We start from the raw sequence: 17,305 nt of genomic DNA, 5'->3' as shown, positions 1-17,305 counted from the left end.
TGACGGAGCTCCCACCGTGACCGATCGCGCCGCTTTCCACTGGGACGACCCGCTGCTGTTGAACGCCCAACTCAGCGACGACGAACGCATGGTGCGCGATGCCGCGGCCGCCTATTGCCAAGAGCGCCTGGCGCCCCGCGTGCTCGAAGCCTTTCGCCACGAAAAGACCGATGCCGGCATCTTTCGCGAGATGGGGGAGTTGGGCTTGCTCGGTCCGGTCATCCCCACCGAGTACGGCGGCGCGGGGCTGAACTACGTCAGCTACGGCGTCATCGCCCGCGAGGTCGAGCGCGTCGATTCGGGCTACCGCTCGATGATGAGCGTGCAGTCCTCCCTGGTGATGGTGCCGATCTTCGAGTTCGGGAACGAGGCCACGAAGCAGAGGTACCTGCCCAAGCTGGCCACGGGCGAATGGATCGGTTGCTTCGGCCTGACCGAGCCCAACCACGGCTCGGATCCCGGCTCCATGGTCACCCGCGCTCGCCAAGTGAGCGGCGGCTACGAGCTGACCGGCTCGAAGATGTGGATCACCAACTCCCCGATCGCCGACGTGTTCGTGGTTTGGGCCAAGGACGACGGCGGCCAGATCCGCGGCTTCGTGCTGGAAAAGGGCTGGCAGGGCCTGTCGGCCCCGGCCATCCACGGCAAGGTCGGCCTGCGCGCGAGCATCACCGGCGAAATCGTGATGGACCGCGTCTTCTGCCCGGAGGAAAACGCCTTCCCCGAGGTCCGCGGGCTCAAAGGGCCCTTCACCTGCTTGAACAGCGCGCGCTATGGCATCGCCTGGGGCGTGATGGGCGCGGCGGAGGCCTGCTGGCACACCGCGCGGCAGTACGTGCTGGACCGCCAGCAGTTCGGCAAGCCCTTGGCGGCGAACCAACTCATCCAAAAGAAGCTGGCCGACATGCAAACCGAGATCACGCTGGCCCTGCAGGGCTGCCTGCGCCTGGGGCGCATGAAGGACGAGGGGACGGCCGCGGTGGAAATCACGTCCATCATGAAGCGCAACAGCTGCGGCAAGGCGCTGGACATCGCCCGCACGGCGCGCGACATGCTGGGCGGCAACGGCATCAGCGACGAGTTCGGCGTGGCGCGACACCTGGTGAACCTGGAGGTGGTGAACACCTACGAGGGCACGCACGACATCCACGCCTTGATCCTCGGCCGGGCGCAAACCGGCATCGCGGCATTTTGAAGCTCGGGCTGATCGGCGCCGGACGCGCCGCCGCCCACCTGGGTGGCGCGTTGACCGCCTTGGGCGAGCCGCCCGTGGCGCTGGGGGCGCGGGAGCCCGCCCGGGCCGCGGCCTTGGCCCACCGTTGGGGCCTGCAGGCCTGCACGCCGGCCGAGGTGCTGGCCCGTGCCGACTGGGTGGTGCTGGCGGTGCGGGATGAGGCCATCGCCCCCTTGTGCGCCAGCTTGCCGTGGCAAGCCCATCACGTGGCCTTGCACCTCAGCGGCGCCACGCCGTTGTCGGCGCTGTGCGCGGCGCGCGAGGCCGGGGCCCGTGTCGCGGGCTTCCACCCGCTGCAGTTGTTGGCCGATCCGCTGCCGCCGCTCGATGCCGCGCGCACGGCGTGGCAGGGCATCCGCGTGGGCATCGAGGCCGAAGGCGAGGTGGGCCGCGCCTTGGCCGATTTGGCCCGTCGCCTGGGGGCCGAGCCCCTGGCCCTGAACGGGGCCCTGCGCGCCGGCTACCACGCCGCCGCCAACGCCGCGGCCAGCGGTTTGTTGGCCCCCCTGGATTTGGCCGCCCGGTTGGGCAGCGAGGCCCTGGGGGTGGCGCCCGAGGAGGCGTTGAAGGCGCTGCTGCCCTTGGCCGAGGGAACCCTGCGCGCGGCGCGGGAGCGCGGGGTCGTGGGGGCCCTGTCCGGGCCGGTGGCCCGGGCGGACCTGGGCGTGCTGGCGGCCCACGACGCGGCCTTGTCGGCGCGGGCGGGGCCTTTGGCCCGCAGCGACCGCGCGCTGTACCTCGCCTTGATCCACGCCCTCTTGCCCCTGGCGGCCGCCACCGGCCGGCTGAGCGAGGCCGAATGGCAGGCCCTGGATCAGGGCATCAAGTCTTTGCGCTGACCCCCGCTGAGGGCCAGCGAGTAGTGCTGCTTGAACCCCGGCGTTTGTCGCGCCTTGTCGATCGTGGCCCACAGGCGGGCCACGCGGGCCGGTTCGGCCTTCCACAGGGCCTGGCTGACGGGCACGTGGTAGGCCTTGGACTGCAAGATGGGGCCAGAGATTTCGTAGGCCTTGGCCCACTCCGGGTCGGTCAGCAAGGTGGCCGCGTGCTCTTGCGCCAGCAGGGCGCCCGCGATCCGGCCCAGCTTCAAGGCCTCGAGCAGGGTGCCCGAATGCGGGAAACGATCCTCCACCGTGGCGCCGCGCGCCCGGGCGAAGGCCACGATGGAGTAGCCCCGCTCCGCCCCCAGGGCCTGGCCGGCGCGGGCCCCCGTGCCCGTGAAGGCCTCGCCGTCCCAGGCGGCCGTGCCCCCTTTCGGGCGCAGCAGCACGTAGCCCAGCCGAAACAGGCGCTTGCTGTCGTCCACCTCGCCCTGGGCCATGGGGTAGACCAATTGCGCGGCCCGCTCGGCGGTCCAAGAGGCGGACAGCACGCCGTCAAAACGCCCCTGCTCGGCGTCTTGCAGGCAGCGCGCCCACGGCAGCGGCGTCACCTGCAACTTCAAGCCCGGCCACAGGCCTTGCACCCGCCGCATCAAGTCGTAGGCGGCGCCGTTGTTGTCGGCGGGCTGGCCCAGTGCCGCATTGGCGCACAGGCGAAGGGTCCAGGTCGAATCGGGGCCGTCCTCGGCCCGCACCGTCCCCGTGCCCACGAGCGCCCAGGCCAGCAGGCAGGCGCCCCAGCGCCAGAGGGAGCCCAGGGCGCAGTGGTGTCCCAGCATCGTCCCCAGCCGGTTCAGCGGCTGTGCGAGGTCAGCGCGGCCAGCGTGGCCGCGGGCGAGGCCAAGCTGACGCCGGGTGCAGCGCCCCGCGCGGCGCGCACCGCGGGCGACACGCGCTCGTCCAGCGCCTCCAGCACCTCGCGCTCCATCGTGCCGCGGCGCATGGCCAGGCCCACCGCGAGGATGTCGATGACCAGCAGGTGCAGGATCCGGCCCACCATGGGCAGGTGGGTGGCCACGTCTTCTTGGTGGTCCACCAAGAGCGCGACGTCAGCCTTGCGCACCAAGGGGCTTTGGCTGGCGGTGATGGCCACCACCTTGGCCCCGCGCGAGCGGGCCTGCTCGGCCACGTCCAAGAGCTCGGGCAGCTTGCCGGCGCTGGACACGATCAGCGCCACGTCGCCGGGGCCCAGCACTTGGCTGGCCAGCTGGGCCAGGCGGGGCTCGGTGTAGGCGCTGGACGGCACGCCAAAGCGCAAGAACTTGAACTGGGCGTCTTGGGCCACCACGCCGTAATGGCCGGCGGCGAAGCACTCGATGCGCTTGGCCTGCATCAACAGGTCCGTGGCGCGGTCGATGGTTTCTCGGTTGAGCTGGCTGCGCACCTGCAAGATGGCGCTGGCGGTGTTGCCCAGCACTTTGGCGCCGAGCTCGACCATGCTGTCGTCTTCGTTCACCTTGGTGTGGGTGACGGGCACGGTGCCGGTGAGGCCCGAGGCCAGGCGCAGTTTGAAATCGCTCAGGCCCTCGCAGCCCAGGCTGCGGCAAAAGCGGATGACCGTGGGCTGGCTCACCCCCGCGGCCTTGGCAATCTCGGCGATCGGGTCCGACAGCACGGCGCGCGGGCGCGCCAGCACCTGCTCGGCCACGCGCTGCTCGGCGGGCGTCAACTGGGGCTTGGCACGGCGGATCTGGCCCAAGATGGCCGCGCCGGGGCTGGCCTGCAGCTTGCGCAGCTGGCTTTCCAGAATGGCCGAGGCGCCTTTGAAGGTGGCCTGCTCGGCGGTGATGACGAAGGTGGGAATGGCGGCCACGTAGTCGCTGAAGCGACCGCGCTCTTCGAAGCGGCGGCGGAAGGGCGAGCGTTCGAACAAGGGCCCGAGACGGGGCACGATGCCGCCGCCCACGAACACCCCGCCCAGGGCGCCCAGCGTCACCGCCAGGTTGCCCGCGGCCGTGCCCAGCAGCGCGCAAAACACGTCCACGGTTTCCACCGCCAGGGCGTCGCTACCGTCCAAGGCGGCCTGGGTGATCTCGGGCGCTTGTCGCGTCGGCGCCGAGATGCCGTGCAGTTCGGCCAGCGCGCGGTGAATCAGCGACAGGCCCGGGCCCGACAGCAGGCGCTCGAAGGACACGTGCGAGTACTCGCGCCAGGCGTGGCGCAGGATGGCAATCTCGCGCTCGTCGCGCGGGCTGAAGCTGGTGTGGCCGCCTTCGGTGCCCAGTGCGATCCAGCCGTCGCCGGCCGGGATGAGGCCCGACACGCCCAAGCCCGAGCCCGAGCCCAGCAGGCCAATCACGTGCTGCGGTGCCGCCTGACCGCCGCCAATCTGCTGGCGCTCGTCCTGGCGCAAGCGCGGCAAGGCCTGGGCCAGGGCGGTGAAGTCGTTCACCACCACCAGGGTTTCCAAGCCCAGGCGCTGGCGCATCTCTTCGATGCTGAACTGCCAGTGGTAGTTCGTCATGCGCACCTGGTCGCCTTCCACCGGGTTGGCGATGGCGACGCAGGCATGGGCCACCCGCTCGTCCAGGCCTGCCGAGGCGGCGCCGGGGAGCGCATCCAAGTAAGCGCGCACGGCGGCGTGGAAGTCGGGGTGGTCGGCGCAGCGCAAGGACTGCGCGTGGGCGAAGACCCCAGGCTCTTGCTCCACGGCAAAGCGGGCGAAGGTGCCGCCGATGTCGGCCAGCAGGCGGGGGCGCTCAAAGCTCATCGCGTGTCCCTCCCACGCCATACCCAAGTACAGCGAGGGGTGTTGTCCAAGTACAAGGCCGGCATTATCTCGGGGCGGGCTCGTGCGCCCTTTGGGGGTATGCGAGAACGCCGGTCGGCGCTGGAGATGTAGGCGAACTACATGCTCGGATCTTGGTGACGGGCCACAAGCCGACGGGCTCGACGGCGAAAACGGCGGACGCCGTCGGCGTCGGCTGACGGTGGATCAAGCACTTGAGCGCGGGCTTGGGGCGCGCTCGCACCAAGCTGGGGCGATTCGGCAGGGGCGATCCCATCTGAAACTGGGTGCAAATGCCATTGCCGAGGCTTTGTAGTTTTGCTACCGTCCTGTGATTGCTACGTTTTGCCCGGCCTCACGAGGGTCGAGCCGCCATGGTCGAAACCCAACCCGCGCCCACGCTGGCGTCTGAATCTGCCCCCTTCCCCTGGCTCTTGGCCGATGTCGGGGGCAGCAACGCGCGCTTCGCGTGGATGTCTGGCCCGGGCCAAGTGCCGCAGCATGTGCGCACCCTGGCGGTCGCCGAGCACCCCCAGCTGGTGGATGCCGCGCGCGCCTACCTCAGTGGCTTGGCCGTGTCTGGGCTGATCGCCGCCGGCGAGCAGCCGGCGAGCGCGGCGCTGGCCGTGGCCACCGCCGTGACCGGGGATTCGGTGCGTTTCACCAACAGCGCGTGGAGTTTTTCGCAGCGCGAGTTGGCGCAGCAGTTGCGCTTGCGCACCTTGGTGGTGCTCAACGATTTCGAGGCCTTGGCCCTGTCCTTGCCCCGGCTCCGGCCCGAGCAGGTGCTGGGCGGGCCCAGCACGCCGCCGCAGGCGCCCATGGCCGTGGTCGGCCCGGGCACAGGCTTGGGCGTGGCCGGCCTGATGCCCAACGGCGCCCGCGGCTGGATGGCCTTGCCGGGCGAGGGCGGGCACGCGACCCTAGCCCCGGCCGACGATTTCGAGTCGGCCTTGTTGGCGGCCGCGCGCCAGGAGTTCCCGCACGTGTCGGCCGAGCGCTTTTTGTCGGGCATTGGGCTGCCAGTGCTGTACCGCGCCGTGGCGCAGGTGCAGGGCCAGCGGGCCGTGCCCGGTGTGGATGGCAAATGGATCGTCGAGCGCGCGTTGGCCGACGACGACGCCTTGGCGGGCCGCACCTTGGACACCTTCTGCGCCATGCTGGGGGGCTTCGCCGGCTCGGTGGCGCTGACCTTTGGTGCGCGTGGGGGCCTCTACATCGGCGGCGGCATCGTGCCGCGCTTGGGCGATCGCTTCGCGCGCTCGGCCTTCCGCCAGCGCTTCGAGGCCAAAGGTCGCTTCGCGGACTTCTTGAAGCCCATCGCCACCCCCGTGATCACGGACACCCTGGTCGCGCTGGACGGGGCCGCCCAGGCGCTGACGCAATTGCGCTGACCCACTTTGCGCTGCCGCGATCGGGCCCGCCATGTGCGGGCCCGCGTCGTTTCAGGGCTTGCGCAAGGTGATGGGGCCGATGGCGTCCATCCAGCGCGGGTCTTGGGCGCTGCGGCGGCCGCCCGGCGTGTGCGTGCCGGGCTGTTCGGCCAGTTCGCGGTAGCCCCCGTCCCAGTCCCAGGTGCTGAGGTACAGGCGCGCGCCATCCAGCACGGTGCCTGGGGGCAGGGCGGCGGCGGGCAGGGTGATGACCAGGGCGTTTTGGTCCGGGCGGGTTTCCAAGGTGGCGCCGGGCGTGTGCGGCCGGCCTTCGGACTCCGGGCCCGCGCCATCGGCGCTGAACAGCGCGTTGGACCATCCGTGCACGCGCAAGCGACGGTGCCAGCGCATGCCCTCGGGCAACTCGCCGCCCTGCAAGGGCATGGCCTGGATGCCCCCGTCCTGGCCCGGCAGCTCCAGGAACAGGGTGAAGGCCACGTGGTCGAAGCCATTGGCCGGGTTCCAGCTGGTGGTCAGTTGCCGGGTCTGCACGGTCAGGCGCAGGGCCTGGCCGGTGACCTCGACCTTTAGGCCGCGCAGGTCCATCTGTCGGGCCGGGCCCCAGCTGGGGTCGGTCGGGTACAGGTAGTGCCCGTTCGGGCCATGGTCGTCGCCCAGGGGGTCGCTGACGCGGGCCCAGGTGCGCCATGCGGGCGACACCTTCACCTCGCGGGGCGGGGCGGCGAGCCAGGGCGAGTCGGCATCGGCGCGGTGCCGCAGGCTCAGGCGGTGGGTCACCGTCGGGTCGAGCCAGTTGTCGGTCGGCCAGGCCGCCTCCCAGTGGCTGTTGGCGTCGGGCGCCAGGGGCAGGGCATGGGCCAGGTCGCCGTCGGCCACCAGCTCGGCCTCGTGGCCCGCGGGGACGCGGCCGCGCAAGCGCAGGGTGCCGCCCGCCGCCGGGGGCGGTGGTGCCAGGCTCGCCAGCGCGGGCGTGGGGTTGCCCGAGGGGCGGGCCGTTGCGCTGGGCTCGATGACCCACACCTGTCCGCTGCGGGGGGGCAGCACGAGGTTGACCTGGCCCTGCGCGTCCGTGTGCAGGGGCGAAGGCTGGCCGTGCAGCGCGAAGCGCGGACGCAGCGCGGCCGCGCCACGGTGGACGGGCAGGCGGTCCACCCATTGCGGCTGGGGCGAGGTGTTGAACACCACCAACAAGCGGCGGCTTTCGTGCTCGGTGCGCCAGGCCAGCACGCCAGGGCCTGCCGCGCTGGCGCGCAGCAGCGTAGGCGTGCCCCGGCTGAAGGCGCGCTCTTCCTGTCGCAGCGCCGCTAGGCGGGCCAACAGGCGGTAGGTCGGCGAGGCGGTGTCGAAGCGATCGCGACCGCCGCTGCCGTAGCCGGCGGCGAACATCGCCGCGCGGGGCTCGGTGAAGCCCTGCTCGGTGCCGTAGTAAATCGTGGGGATGCCGGGCAGCGTGAACAGCGCCAGCAGGGACTGGTCCAAAGCCTCGGGCGTGCCACCGGCCAGGAAACGGTCGACGTCGTGGTTGTCGATGAAGGTTGGCATGCGGTGCTGTCGCGCCCCGAACACCTGCGCCAGGGCCTGGACCCGGTGCGCCAACTCCGCCGTGGGCCGGCCCTGGGCGAACACCGCCTGCAGGCTGCCGTACAGCGGGAAGTTCAGCATGCCATTCATGCGGCCTGGAGTTTGGTAGGCCTGGATGCGCCGCATCTGCGCGGTTTGAAACGGCTTGTCGATGCCGAAGGCCTCGCCGAAGACGAGCAGGTCCTGCCGGCCCATTTGGCGGGCCACGCGGGCGAGGCCAGGCGCGCTGGGGTCCTGGCTGTGCAGCCAATCCTCAAAGAACGAGGGTGGGATGTAGAAGGCCGTGTCCACCCGCAGGGCGTCCACGCCGACCTCGCGCAGCCAGAAGGCGTAGCTGTCGCGCAGCGCGCGCCGCACGACCGGGTTTTCGGTGTTCAGGTCGTCCAAGCCGGACATCTGCCAGCCGTGCTCCTGCTCGGGGTCGGCGTAGTTCTCGATGTTGGGGGTCCAGTGGTAGATGTTGGCGGCCGCCTGGGCCGGGTCGCGCGGGTCGTTCTGGTCGAAGGGCGCTTGGCGCGGGCGCACTTCCGGCAGGCTGCCCAGGTTGGGCTGCCAACCGGCCGCAGGCCGATCCCGCCGCCAGGCGCCCGGCGTGTACGAGAAGTAGTTGCCCATGTGGTTGGGCACCACGTCCTGGATCAGGTGCATGCCGCGGGCGTGCAGCGCGCCGGCCAGGCAGCGGTAGTCGCCCAAGGTGCCCAGGTGCGGGTCCACCTCCTTGAGGTGGCTGGCCCAGTACCCGTGGTAGCCGGCGCTGCCGCCGTCCCACCACTGGTTGCGCACGGGTGGCGTGATCCACAGCGTGGTGGCGCCCAAGCCCTGGATGTAGTCCAGGCGGCGCATCAGGCCTTGGAAGTCGCCGCCGCTGAAAAAGCGGTTGTCCTTGGGGTTGAACTCGCCCGCGCCTTGGTCGTTGTTGCCGGGGTTGCCGTCGTCGAAGCGGTCGGTCATCACAAAGTAGACGACCTGGTCCCGCCAATCGGGCGAGGGGCGCGGCGCGGGGGCGGGGCAATCGGTCGCTTGCACGGGCCCCAGCAGGACAGCGGCGCCGAGCGCGGCCAGCGCACGCAGGGCGCTCATGGCGCGGGGATATCTGGACGAGGACGGCATGCGATGAGATGTAGTTTTGCTACCGAACGGCATCGTCGCGGCGAAATGTCGGCGCGGCATCCGGGTATTTACCCTGAGGGATTACCCGCTATTTGTCGTGATTTGACGACGAAACCCAGGCCAAACACAGGGTAAAGGCTTGGTTTCGCCCGTGGAGTCGAATCTAGTTTTAGTACAGAATCTTTCTCGCTAACCCCGTGACATCGGTTGGCCTGGGTGGGCCGGGCCGACCGACTGTCGTCATCCACAGCCTAGGAGTTCCAAGCATGAAGAGTTCCCGCAGCGGACGCGACCTGTTCCGCGTCAACGCCGTCACCGCAGGGTGCCTCGTGGCCCTGCTGGCCGCAGGCGCCGTGCAGGCACAGCAGCAGCTCGACACCGTGGTGGTCACTGGTATCCGCAAGGGTATCGAGGACGCCATCTCGGTCAAAAAGAACAAGGACAGCATCGTTGAAGCCATCTCGGCGGAAGACATCGGCAAGCTGCCTGACGCCTCGGTGGCCGAGTCGATCGCTCGCCTGCCTGGCGTGACCGCCCAGCGCACCGCTGGCCGTGCCCAGCAGATCAGCATTCGCGGCATGGCGCCTGACTTCGCCACCGCCTTGTTGAACGGCCGCGAGCAAGTCACCACCGGCGACAGCCGTGGCGTGGAATTCGACCAGTACCCCTCGGAGCTGCTGAGCTCGGTGCTGATCTACAAGACGCCCGATGGCGCCCTGATCGGCCAAGGCCTGTCGGGCACGGTGGACCTGCAAACCGTTCGTCCCCTGAACTTCAAGACCCGCCAGCTCGCCTTCAACGTGCGCGAGCAGCAAACCGGCGTGGGCTTGGGCAAGGACCGCGAAGGCGACGGCCGTCGCTTGAGCGCCTTCTACGTCGACCAATTCTTTGATCGCACTCTGGGCGTGGCCCTGGGCTGGGCCCGGTTCACCGAAGACGGTGCGCAAACCTCGCGCTTTGAAGGCTGGGGCGTGGCGGACACTGATTTCGGTGCTGGCAAGGTGAAGACCCCGGGCGGCTTCAACAGCTGGCTGGACCAAACCGTCCAGACCCGCACTGCCTCGGTTGCGACCCTTCAGTTCAAGCCGAGCAAGAGCTACGAAGCCTCGGCCGACCTGTTCTTCTCCAAATTCGACAAGGACAAGAAGACCAAGGGCTTCCAAGCCCCGGTGGGCTTCTCGAGCGCTGGTGGCTATGACCCGGGTGGCACGCTGACCACGGCCACGGTCGCGGGCGGGATCGCCTCGGCAGGCACCTTCAACAATTTCAAGGGCGTGGTCCGCAACGACACCGAGTCGACGCTGGACGAAATGCGCTCGTTGGGCCTGAACCAAAAGTGGACGGGCGACGTTTACACGGCGGTGTTGGACCTGAGCGCTTCGAACGCGCGCCGCACCGGCGGCATCATGGAAACGACCGCTGGCTTGGCAGGCCCTGGCCTGACCGGCAGCAACAACACCATCAGTTGGACCGGCTTTGACGGCAGCAACGTCAACAGCGCCAAGTTCACGACCGGCGTCAACTACGGCAGCGCCAGCAGCATCGGCCTGACCGACGTGATGGGCTGGGGCGGTGGCGCCGCCACGCCGCAGGCTGGCTACTCCAAGCTGCCGCACGTGGAAGACGACCTGAAGGCCCTGCGCTTCTCGGTGGCCCGTGACCTGCCCGAAGGTCTGTTCTTCAGCAGCGTCGAAGTCGGTGTCAACGAGTCCCGCCGCATGAAGGACCGTGCTTACGTCGAAGGCCGTTTGGTCATCAACGGCACCGATCCGTATGCCGTGGCTGCCATCCCTGGCGCTTCGACCATCAACATCAGCGGCATCCCCGTGGTGAGCTGGGACCCGCGCGGTTCGGTCGGCCCGATCTACACCGTGGCCAGCAAGCTGGTGTCTGACATCGCCAACAAGGACTGGACCGTCAAGGAAAAGGCCACCACGCTGTACACCAAGGCCAACCTGGACACCGAGGTGCTGGGCATGCCCCTGCGCGGCAACGCCGGCCTTCAGTTCATCAACACCAAGCAAGACAGCACCGCGTTCAACGTGGACGGCTCGGCCTGCCCTGGCGACGTCTGCGCGGTCCGTCCGAACATTGGCGGCGCGAACTACCACGACATCTTGCCCAGCGCCAACTTCGTGCTGGACTTGGGCAACGACCAGTCGCTGCGTTTGGGCTTGGCCCGTGTGATGGCCCGTCCCACGCTGAACGACATGCGCGCCAGCCTGGGCTTCGGCATCAACCAGAGCTACATCGACCCGACGACCAACACGCTGAACCCGATCTTCTCGGGTGGCGCGGGCAACCCGGCCCTCAAGCCGTTCCGCGCCAACGCGTTCGACTTGTCCTACGAAAAGTTCTGGGGCACCAAGGCCTACGTGAGCGCTGCTGCGTTCTACAAGGACCTTCGCACCTACATCCTGCGCAAGGACGTTTCGTTTGACTACACGCCCTACGTCACCGCCAGCACGCCCAAGCCTCCTCGGGGCAACGTCGGCATCTTGAACTTGCCGGTCAACGGTTCGGGTGGCGACATCAAGGGCATCGAACTGTCGGCCTCGATGCCGCTGGAAATGGTGTGGAAGCCGCTGTCGGGCTTCGGCGTGCAAGCGTCGTACTCCAGCACCAGCAGCTCGATCAATCTGTCGACCTCGGGCGTCTCGTCCACGGACATCAACACCGGCACCATTCCGCTGCCTGGCTTGTCCAAGGACGTGGCCAGCGTTCAGATCTATTACGAGCGCTCGGGCTTCCAGATCCGCGTGGGCCAGCGTTATCGCTCCGACTTCGTGGGTGAGGTGTCCGACTTCACCGGCGACCGCCGCCTGACCTACATCAAGGGCGAGTCCGTCACCGATGCTCAGATCGGCTACGAGTTCCAGAGTGGTCCTCTGAAGGGTCTGTCGGTCCTGCTGCAGGGCTACAACCTGGGCGACGCCAAGTTCATCCGCTATCGCGACACCCCGTCGAACGAAGTGGAAAACACCAAGTACGGCAAGTCGTACCTGCTGGGTGTGAACTACAAGCTGTGATGGCTGGATGAGTCCTGCGCTCGAGCCCAGGACTTTCCTTCTGACCCCCGCCCAGTGAAAACTCGGCGGGGGTTTTTCATGCTTGGGTGAGAGCTCCTTGCCCGGTTGTGGCACGCTCGCGAACCACCTGAATCTTCTCCCTACGGGCGCTTCATGCAACCCCAAGAACCCCTTCAGTCCCTCGTCATCTGCGGTGGCGGCACCGCCGGTTGGATGGCCGCTGCAGCGCTGGCCAAAACCTTGCGCGGCAAGGTGCAAATCCGATTGGTCGAGTCCGAAGAGATCGGTACCGTGGGTGTGGGGGAAGCCACCATCCCCATGATCCGGCGCTTCAATCAGGTGCTGGAGATCGACGAAGACGAATTCCTGCGCGCTACCCACGGCACCATCAAGCTCGGCATCGAGTTCGTGAACTGGGGTCGGGTTGGTGACCGCTACATGCATGGCTTTGGCCGACTGGGTCCCGACCTGTGGGCGGTGCCTTTCGATCAGTACTGGCAAAAGCAGTACCAAGCAGGAAAGGCCAAAGACCTGGGCGACTACGCGCTGAGTCGCTTGGCTGCCTACGACAACAAGTTCATGCGCCCACGGCCCGATTTGGAAGGTTCGCCGCTGGCCGACATCCATTACGCCTTTCACTTCGATGCGAGCCTGTACGCCCAGTACCTGCGCCAAAAAGCCGAAGCCTGGGGCGTTCAGCGTGTCGAGGGCAAGATCGTGGAGGTGGAGCAGGCCGATGGCTTGGTTCACGCCCTGCGCCTTCAGAGTGGTGAACGTGTGGCGGCCGACCTGTTCGTCGACTGCTCGGGCTTCCGGGGCCTGCTCATCGAAGAAGCCCTGAAGACCGGCTACGACGACTGGACGCACCTGCTGCCCTGTGATCGTGCCTTGGCTGTGCCTTGCAGCAACGCACCGCGCCTGCTGCCCTACACGCGCTCTACGGCGCACCGGGCTGGCTGGCAGTGGCGCATCCCGCTTCAACACCGCATTGGCAACGGCCACGTGTATTGCAGCCAGTACATGAGCGACGACGAAGCCACCGCCATCCTGCTGAAGAACCTGGACGGCGAGCCCTTGGCCGACCCGCGTCCCATCAAGTTCAAGACGGGCATGCGCAAGAAGGCATGGAACGGCAACGTCGTGGCCTTGGGCCTGGCCTGCGGCTTCATGGAGCCATTGGAGTCCACCTCCATCCACCTCATCCAAACCGGCATCCAGCGCCTGCTCGACTTCTTCCCCAACAAGGCCATGTCGGCCCCCGACGTGGACGAGTTCAACCGCCAAGCCCGCTGGGAGTGGGAGCGCATTCGCGACTTCATCGTGTTGCACTACCACGTGAACCAGCGCACCGACAGCCCGTTCTGGCAGCACTGCCAAACCATGGAGGTGCCTGCCACGCTCAAGGCCCGCATGGCCTTGTATGAGGCGCACGGGCGCATCGTGCGGGACGGCAACGAGCTCTTCGCCGAGGTCGGCTGGTTGCAAGTGATGCACGGCCAAAACCTGCGCGCCCGCGGCTACCAGCCTTTGGTGGACGTGGTGCCCGAACCCGACATCCAGGCCTACCTGGACAACGTGGCCCAGGTCATGCGCAAGTGCGCCGACTTCATGCCCACCCACGAAGCCTTCATTGCCGAGCACTGCGCCTCGGCCCGTTGAACCCCGAGACCTCCCCATGAAGCTCAACCGCCGTCAAACCGCCCTGGCCCTGGCTGCCAGCGCCTTGCCCCTGTCGATCGTTTCGGCGCGGCCCAAGTCGCCCCAAGACATCCCCCTGGCCGACTTTTTCAAGCCCCACCGGCTGAGCTGGGCCACGCTCAACCCCAGCGGCACCCATGTGGCGCTGACCGTGGGTGGCGATGGCAAGGAACGGCGTGCCGTCGTGCTGGAGTTGGCCACGCTCAAGATCACCCCGGTGGCCTATGTGGAGCACTACGACATCGGTTGGGCGCGTTGGCTCAACGACCGCCGTCTGGTGCTGGTGGGCCACAGCGAGCGCAAAGACGACCGCAACCAAGACCGCGCACCGCTGGTGTTTGCTGTCGATGCCAACGGCGACAACTTCAAGCGCCTGGGCGTTTACTGGCGCCGCCTGTCGTCCGAGCGCGTGGGGCAGAGCGATGACGTCATCACCGAGTCGGTCAAAGACGAACGCCAAGCCAGCTTTCTGGAGCTCAAGCGCCTGAACACGCGCACGGGCGCCGATGTGGAGTTGGAGTTGCCGGCCTGGAGCACCGACTACGTGTTGGACGCGGCCGGTCTGCCCGTCGCCGTGGTGACCGAGAAGGACGACAAGGCGCGGCTGTTGGTGCGCGAAGGGGCGGCGGGATCGGCGTGGCGCGAACTGCGCCAGTGGGACCGATTTGGCCCCGATGCGCTCAAGCTCAAAGGCCGCGCGCCCGATGGCGGGCTGTACGTGGCGGCGCGGCAAGGCCGCGACACCCTGGGCCTTTACCTGCTCGACCCTCAGTCCAACCAGTTCGCCCCCAAGCCGGTGATTGCCGTGCAAGGCTTTGACCTGGATGCGGCACTGAAATGGCACAACGACCGACTGGTGGGCCTGGACCTGACGGCCGATGCCCGGACCTCGGTGTGGTTCAGCCCGGCGCACAAGGCGCTGCAAGACGCGGTGGACCAGAAGTTGCCGGCCACCACGAACCTGCTCCAAGTGCCCGAGCGGGGCGACTCTCCCTGGGTGGTGGTGTGGTCGTATTCCGACCGCGTCGTCGGCCGGGCCTACGCCTACCACCGCGAAACCGGCAAGCTCACCGCCTTGGGCGCCAGCCGGCCGGACTTGGACCCCGCCCTGATGGGCACGGTGGACTTTGTCCGTTACACGGCGCGCGATGGGCGCTCCATCCCGGCCTACTTGACCTTGCCCAAGGGCCACGATGCCAAGAAGCCCGCGCCCCTGATCGTGTGGGTGCACGGCGGTCCCTTCGTGCGTGGGACTTCGTGGCGCTGGGACGCCGAGGTGCAGTTCCTGGCCAGCCGCGGCTACGCCGTGTTGCAGCCTGAGTTCCGCGGCTCCGATGGCTTTGGCCAAGACCACCTCCAGGCCGGCTGGCAGCAATGGGGCTTGGCCATGCAAAACGACCTGGCCGACGGCGCGCGCTGGGCCATCGCCCAGGGCTACGCCGACCCCAAGCGCATCGCCATCCTGGGTGCCAGTTACGGCGGCTACGCGGCCATGATGGGCCTGGTGAACGATCCCGACCTTTACCGCTGCGCGGTCAACATGGTGGGCGTCACCGACCTCGATCTCTTGATCACCGCCAGTTGGAGCGACATCAGCCCCGTCTTCAAGCGCTTCGGGGCCGCCCGCCTCATCGGCGACCCCAAGGCCGACGCAGCCCGCTTCCAGGCCACTTCGCCACTTCGCCAAGCGCACCGCATCAAGGCGCCGGTGTTGATGGCCTACGGGCAGTACGACGAACGAGTGCCACGGCAGCACGGTGAGCGAATGCGCGATGCCCTGAAGGCGCACAACGACAACGTGGAATTCGTGCTCTACGACCACGAGGGCCACGGTTGGTACTGGCTGGAGACCAAGCTCGACTTCTGGACGCGCGTCGAGAAGTTCCTCGCACGACATCTCGCCTGAGTCGCGGCGACGTGACCACGCGCCGATGCGCCTGCTGATCACCGGCCTGAGCGGCACCTTGGCCCCGGTGCTGGCGCGCGCGGCGCGGGCGCGGGGGCACCGCGTGCTGGGCCTGGACCACCGCCTCCTGCGTTCCCTGGGGCCACCCGCCGCCGCGCGCTACTTGGATGCACAGCGTCCTGATGGCATCGCGCACCTCGCCATGGCCAACGCCCAGGCATCGGCAGAACTGGCCGCCTGGGCTGCTCGGCGGCACTTGCCTTTCGTGATGACCAGCACCGCCATGGTGTTCCACCACGAGCCCAATGGCCCCCATGCCGTGGGCGATGCCCGCAACGCGGTGGACGACTACGGCCGTGGGAAGGTCGCCACCGAGGACGCCGTGGCGGCCGCCCACCCCAGCGCCAGCATCGTGCGCATTGGCTGGCAGATCGACCCCGAGGCGCGGGGCAACAACATGCTGGCCACCCTGGACGAGTGGCAGCGCACGCAGGGCGAAGTGGCCGCGAGCCGCGCCTGGAAGCCGGCGTGCAGCTACATGGCCGACACGGCCGAGGCCCTGTTGCAGCTGCTGGTCCAGCCGGGCGTTCATCACGTGGACAGCAATGCGGCCGAGGGTTGGACCTTTGCCGAGTTGGTGGCCGCGTTGGCCCGTGCCCACCAGCGTCGGCATTGGCGCTTGCGGGTGCATGCCGACCATGCCCACGACCAGCGCCTGGCGGGTGGCGAACGCCATGTGCCGCCCTTGTCGGCCCGATTGGGGACCCGCTGAAGCACACGGTGCGGATCGGGTGCCTCTGTTGGGTGCATCGGCGTGCGACAAGGCCCTTGCACCAAGGGTTTCGCTGGGGAGTCAAGGGTCACACTGGCGGTCCATACTGACAAAAGTTCTCACTCCTCCTGCGAATTCATGCGAACAGCGCGCGCCTTGCTCGCGATGGCCCTTGGTGGCTTGTTGGTCTTGGGGGTCCAGGCCGCGCACTCGAGCGCGACCTGCACCCGGCTCATTGCCTCGGGCAACCCCCAGTACCCGCCCTACCTGTGGCGCAATGCGAGCGACGAGGACGAGTTGGTCGGGGCCAATGCCGAACTGATGCAATGGCTGTCGCGCGAGATCAACCTGCCCATCGAGGTTCGCTACGTCGGCCCTTGGAGTCGCGTGCAGGAAGAGGCGCGCGCCGGGCGCATCGACCTCATCGCCGGGGCGTTTTTCACCTTGCCGCGCACCGAGTACATGGACTATGTGTACCCACCGTTCCGCGAGACCCGCTCCGTGGTGCTGGTGCGAGAGGCCAAACCGCTGCGTTACAGCAAATGGGCCGACTTGCAGGGCCGCAGCGGGCTCACCGTGGTGAACAACAGCTTCGGCGAGGAGTTCGACCGCTTCATGAAGGAGAAGCTGCAGATGACCCGCGTGGCGTCGCTGGAGCAGGCCTTGAAGATGCTGGAGCTCGGCCGCGGCGACTTCCTGCTCTACGAGGACAGCCCGGCCGAGGCCTACGTCGCCAGCCTGGGGATTCAAGGCCTCAAGGCCTTGGCGCCGCCGGTGGCCCAAGAGCGCCTGTACGTCACGCTCTCGCACCGCAGCGCCTGCAACACGCCCGAGTTGCGCGGTGCGCTGACCCGCGCGATGTACCGCCTGCAGCGCGACAAGCTGATGCCCGAGTTCGTGCAACGCGGGGTGCAGATGTGGAAAACCAAACCCGTGGCGGCCGAGGTGCGTTGAGCGCCCACCGCTTGTCCC

General features: G+C 68.3%; 11 protein-coding genes. 8 read left to right on the top strand and 3 right to left on the bottom strand.

Going from position 1 to position 17,305, the window contains the following annotated elements:
* The first annotated feature begins 16 nt into the window (after positions 1-16).
* Together EOD73_RS04500 and EOD73_RS04495 are read left to right on the top strand one after the other, a co-directional pair.
* On the top strand, positions 17-1,195 hold the full coding sequence (locus EOD73_RS04500) for an acyl-CoA dehydrogenase (protein WP_127681267.1): 1,179 nt from the start codon (positions 17-19) through the stop codon (positions 1,193-1,195).
* Positions 1,192-2,073 carry a DUF2520 domain-containing protein gene (locus EOD73_RS04495; RefSeq protein WP_164845946.1) on the top strand — a complete coding sequence of 294 codons (882 nt, stop codon included), beginning with the start codon at positions 1,192-1,194 and terminating at the stop codon, positions 2,071-2,073. Before EOD73_RS04500 ends, EOD73_RS04495 begins: the two co-directional genes overlap by 4 nt.
* Here EOD73_RS04495 and EOD73_RS04490 read toward each other — a convergent pair.
* Both EOD73_RS04490 and EOD73_RS04485 read right to left on the bottom strand, forming a co-directional pair.
* Positions 2,049-2,894: a substrate-binding periplasmic protein gene (locus EOD73_RS04490; protein WP_127681265.1), complete on the bottom strand. Its 846-nt coding sequence runs from the start codon at positions 2,892-2,894 to the stop codon at positions 2,049-2,051. The genes EOD73_RS04495 and EOD73_RS04490 overlap by 25 nt on opposite strands.
* Before the next feature lie 14 nt (positions 2,895-2,908).
* Entirely contained in the window at positions 2,909-4,825 is a 1,917-nt protein-coding gene (locus tag EOD73_RS04485; RefSeq protein WP_127681263.1) for a glucokinase, read from the bottom strand.
* 392 nt (positions 4,826-5,217) lie between these two features.
* Between EOD73_RS04485 and glk the strand changes: the two genes are divergently transcribed.
* Positions 5,218-6,237: a glucokinase gene (gene glk / locus EOD73_RS04480; RefSeq protein WP_127681261.1), complete on the top strand. Its 1,020-nt coding sequence runs from the start codon at positions 5,218-5,220 to the stop codon at positions 6,235-6,237.
* A gap of 51 nt (positions 6,238-6,288) precedes the next feature.
* On the opposite strand, the gene EOD73_RS04475 is transcribed toward glk, so the two are convergent.
* Positions 6,289-8,898, bottom strand: a complete 2,610-nt coding sequence (locus tag EOD73_RS04475; protein ID WP_164845945.1) for an alpha-amylase family glycosyl hydrolase — start codon at positions 8,896-8,898, stop codon at positions 6,289-6,291.
* Between the two features lie 296 nt (positions 8,899-9,194).
* On the opposite strand from EOD73_RS04475, the gene EOD73_RS04470 reads away from it, so the two are divergent.
* From EOD73_RS04470 to EOD73_RS04450, 5 genes are all read left to right on the top strand, one after another.
* Positions 9,195-11,957, top strand: coding sequence for a TonB-dependent receptor (locus tag EOD73_RS04470; RefSeq protein WP_127681257.1), 2,763 nt, complete (start codon positions 9,195-9,197; stop codon positions 11,955-11,957).
* Between the two features lie 153 nt (positions 11,958-12,110).
* A complete protein-coding gene (locus tag EOD73_RS04465; protein WP_127681255.1) occupies positions 12,111-13,616 on the top strand; it encodes a tryptophan halogenase family protein in 1,506 nt (501 codons plus the stop codon).
* A 16-nt stretch (positions 13,617-13,632) separates the two neighbouring features.
* Complete coding sequence (locus EOD73_RS04460; protein ID WP_127681253.1) at positions 13,633-15,561, top strand: alpha/beta hydrolase family protein; 1,929 nt, start codon at positions 13,633-13,635, stop codon at positions 15,559-15,561.
* Positions 15,562-15,586: 25 nt separating this feature from the next.
* Positions 15,587-16,333: a sugar nucleotide-binding protein gene (locus tag EOD73_RS04455; RefSeq protein WP_127681251.1), complete on the top strand. Its 747-nt coding sequence runs from the start codon at positions 15,587-15,589 to the stop codon at positions 16,331-16,333.
* 138 nt (positions 16,334-16,471) lie between these two features.
* Positions 16,472-17,287 carry a substrate-binding periplasmic protein gene (locus EOD73_RS04450; protein WP_127681249.1) on the top strand — a complete coding sequence of 272 codons (816 nt, stop codon included), beginning with the start codon at positions 16,472-16,474 and terminating at the stop codon, positions 17,285-17,287.
* Positions 17,288-17,305 lie beyond the last annotated feature (18 nt).

Source organism: Inhella crocodyli (assembly GCF_004004565.1).
GTDB classification, from domain to species: Bacteria; Pseudomonadota; Gammaproteobacteria; order Burkholderiales; family Burkholderiaceae_C; genus Inhella; species Inhella crocodyli.
The sequence above is the reverse complement of the archived record's forward strand: the minus strand, read 5'-3'. Positions and strand labels throughout refer to the sequence as shown.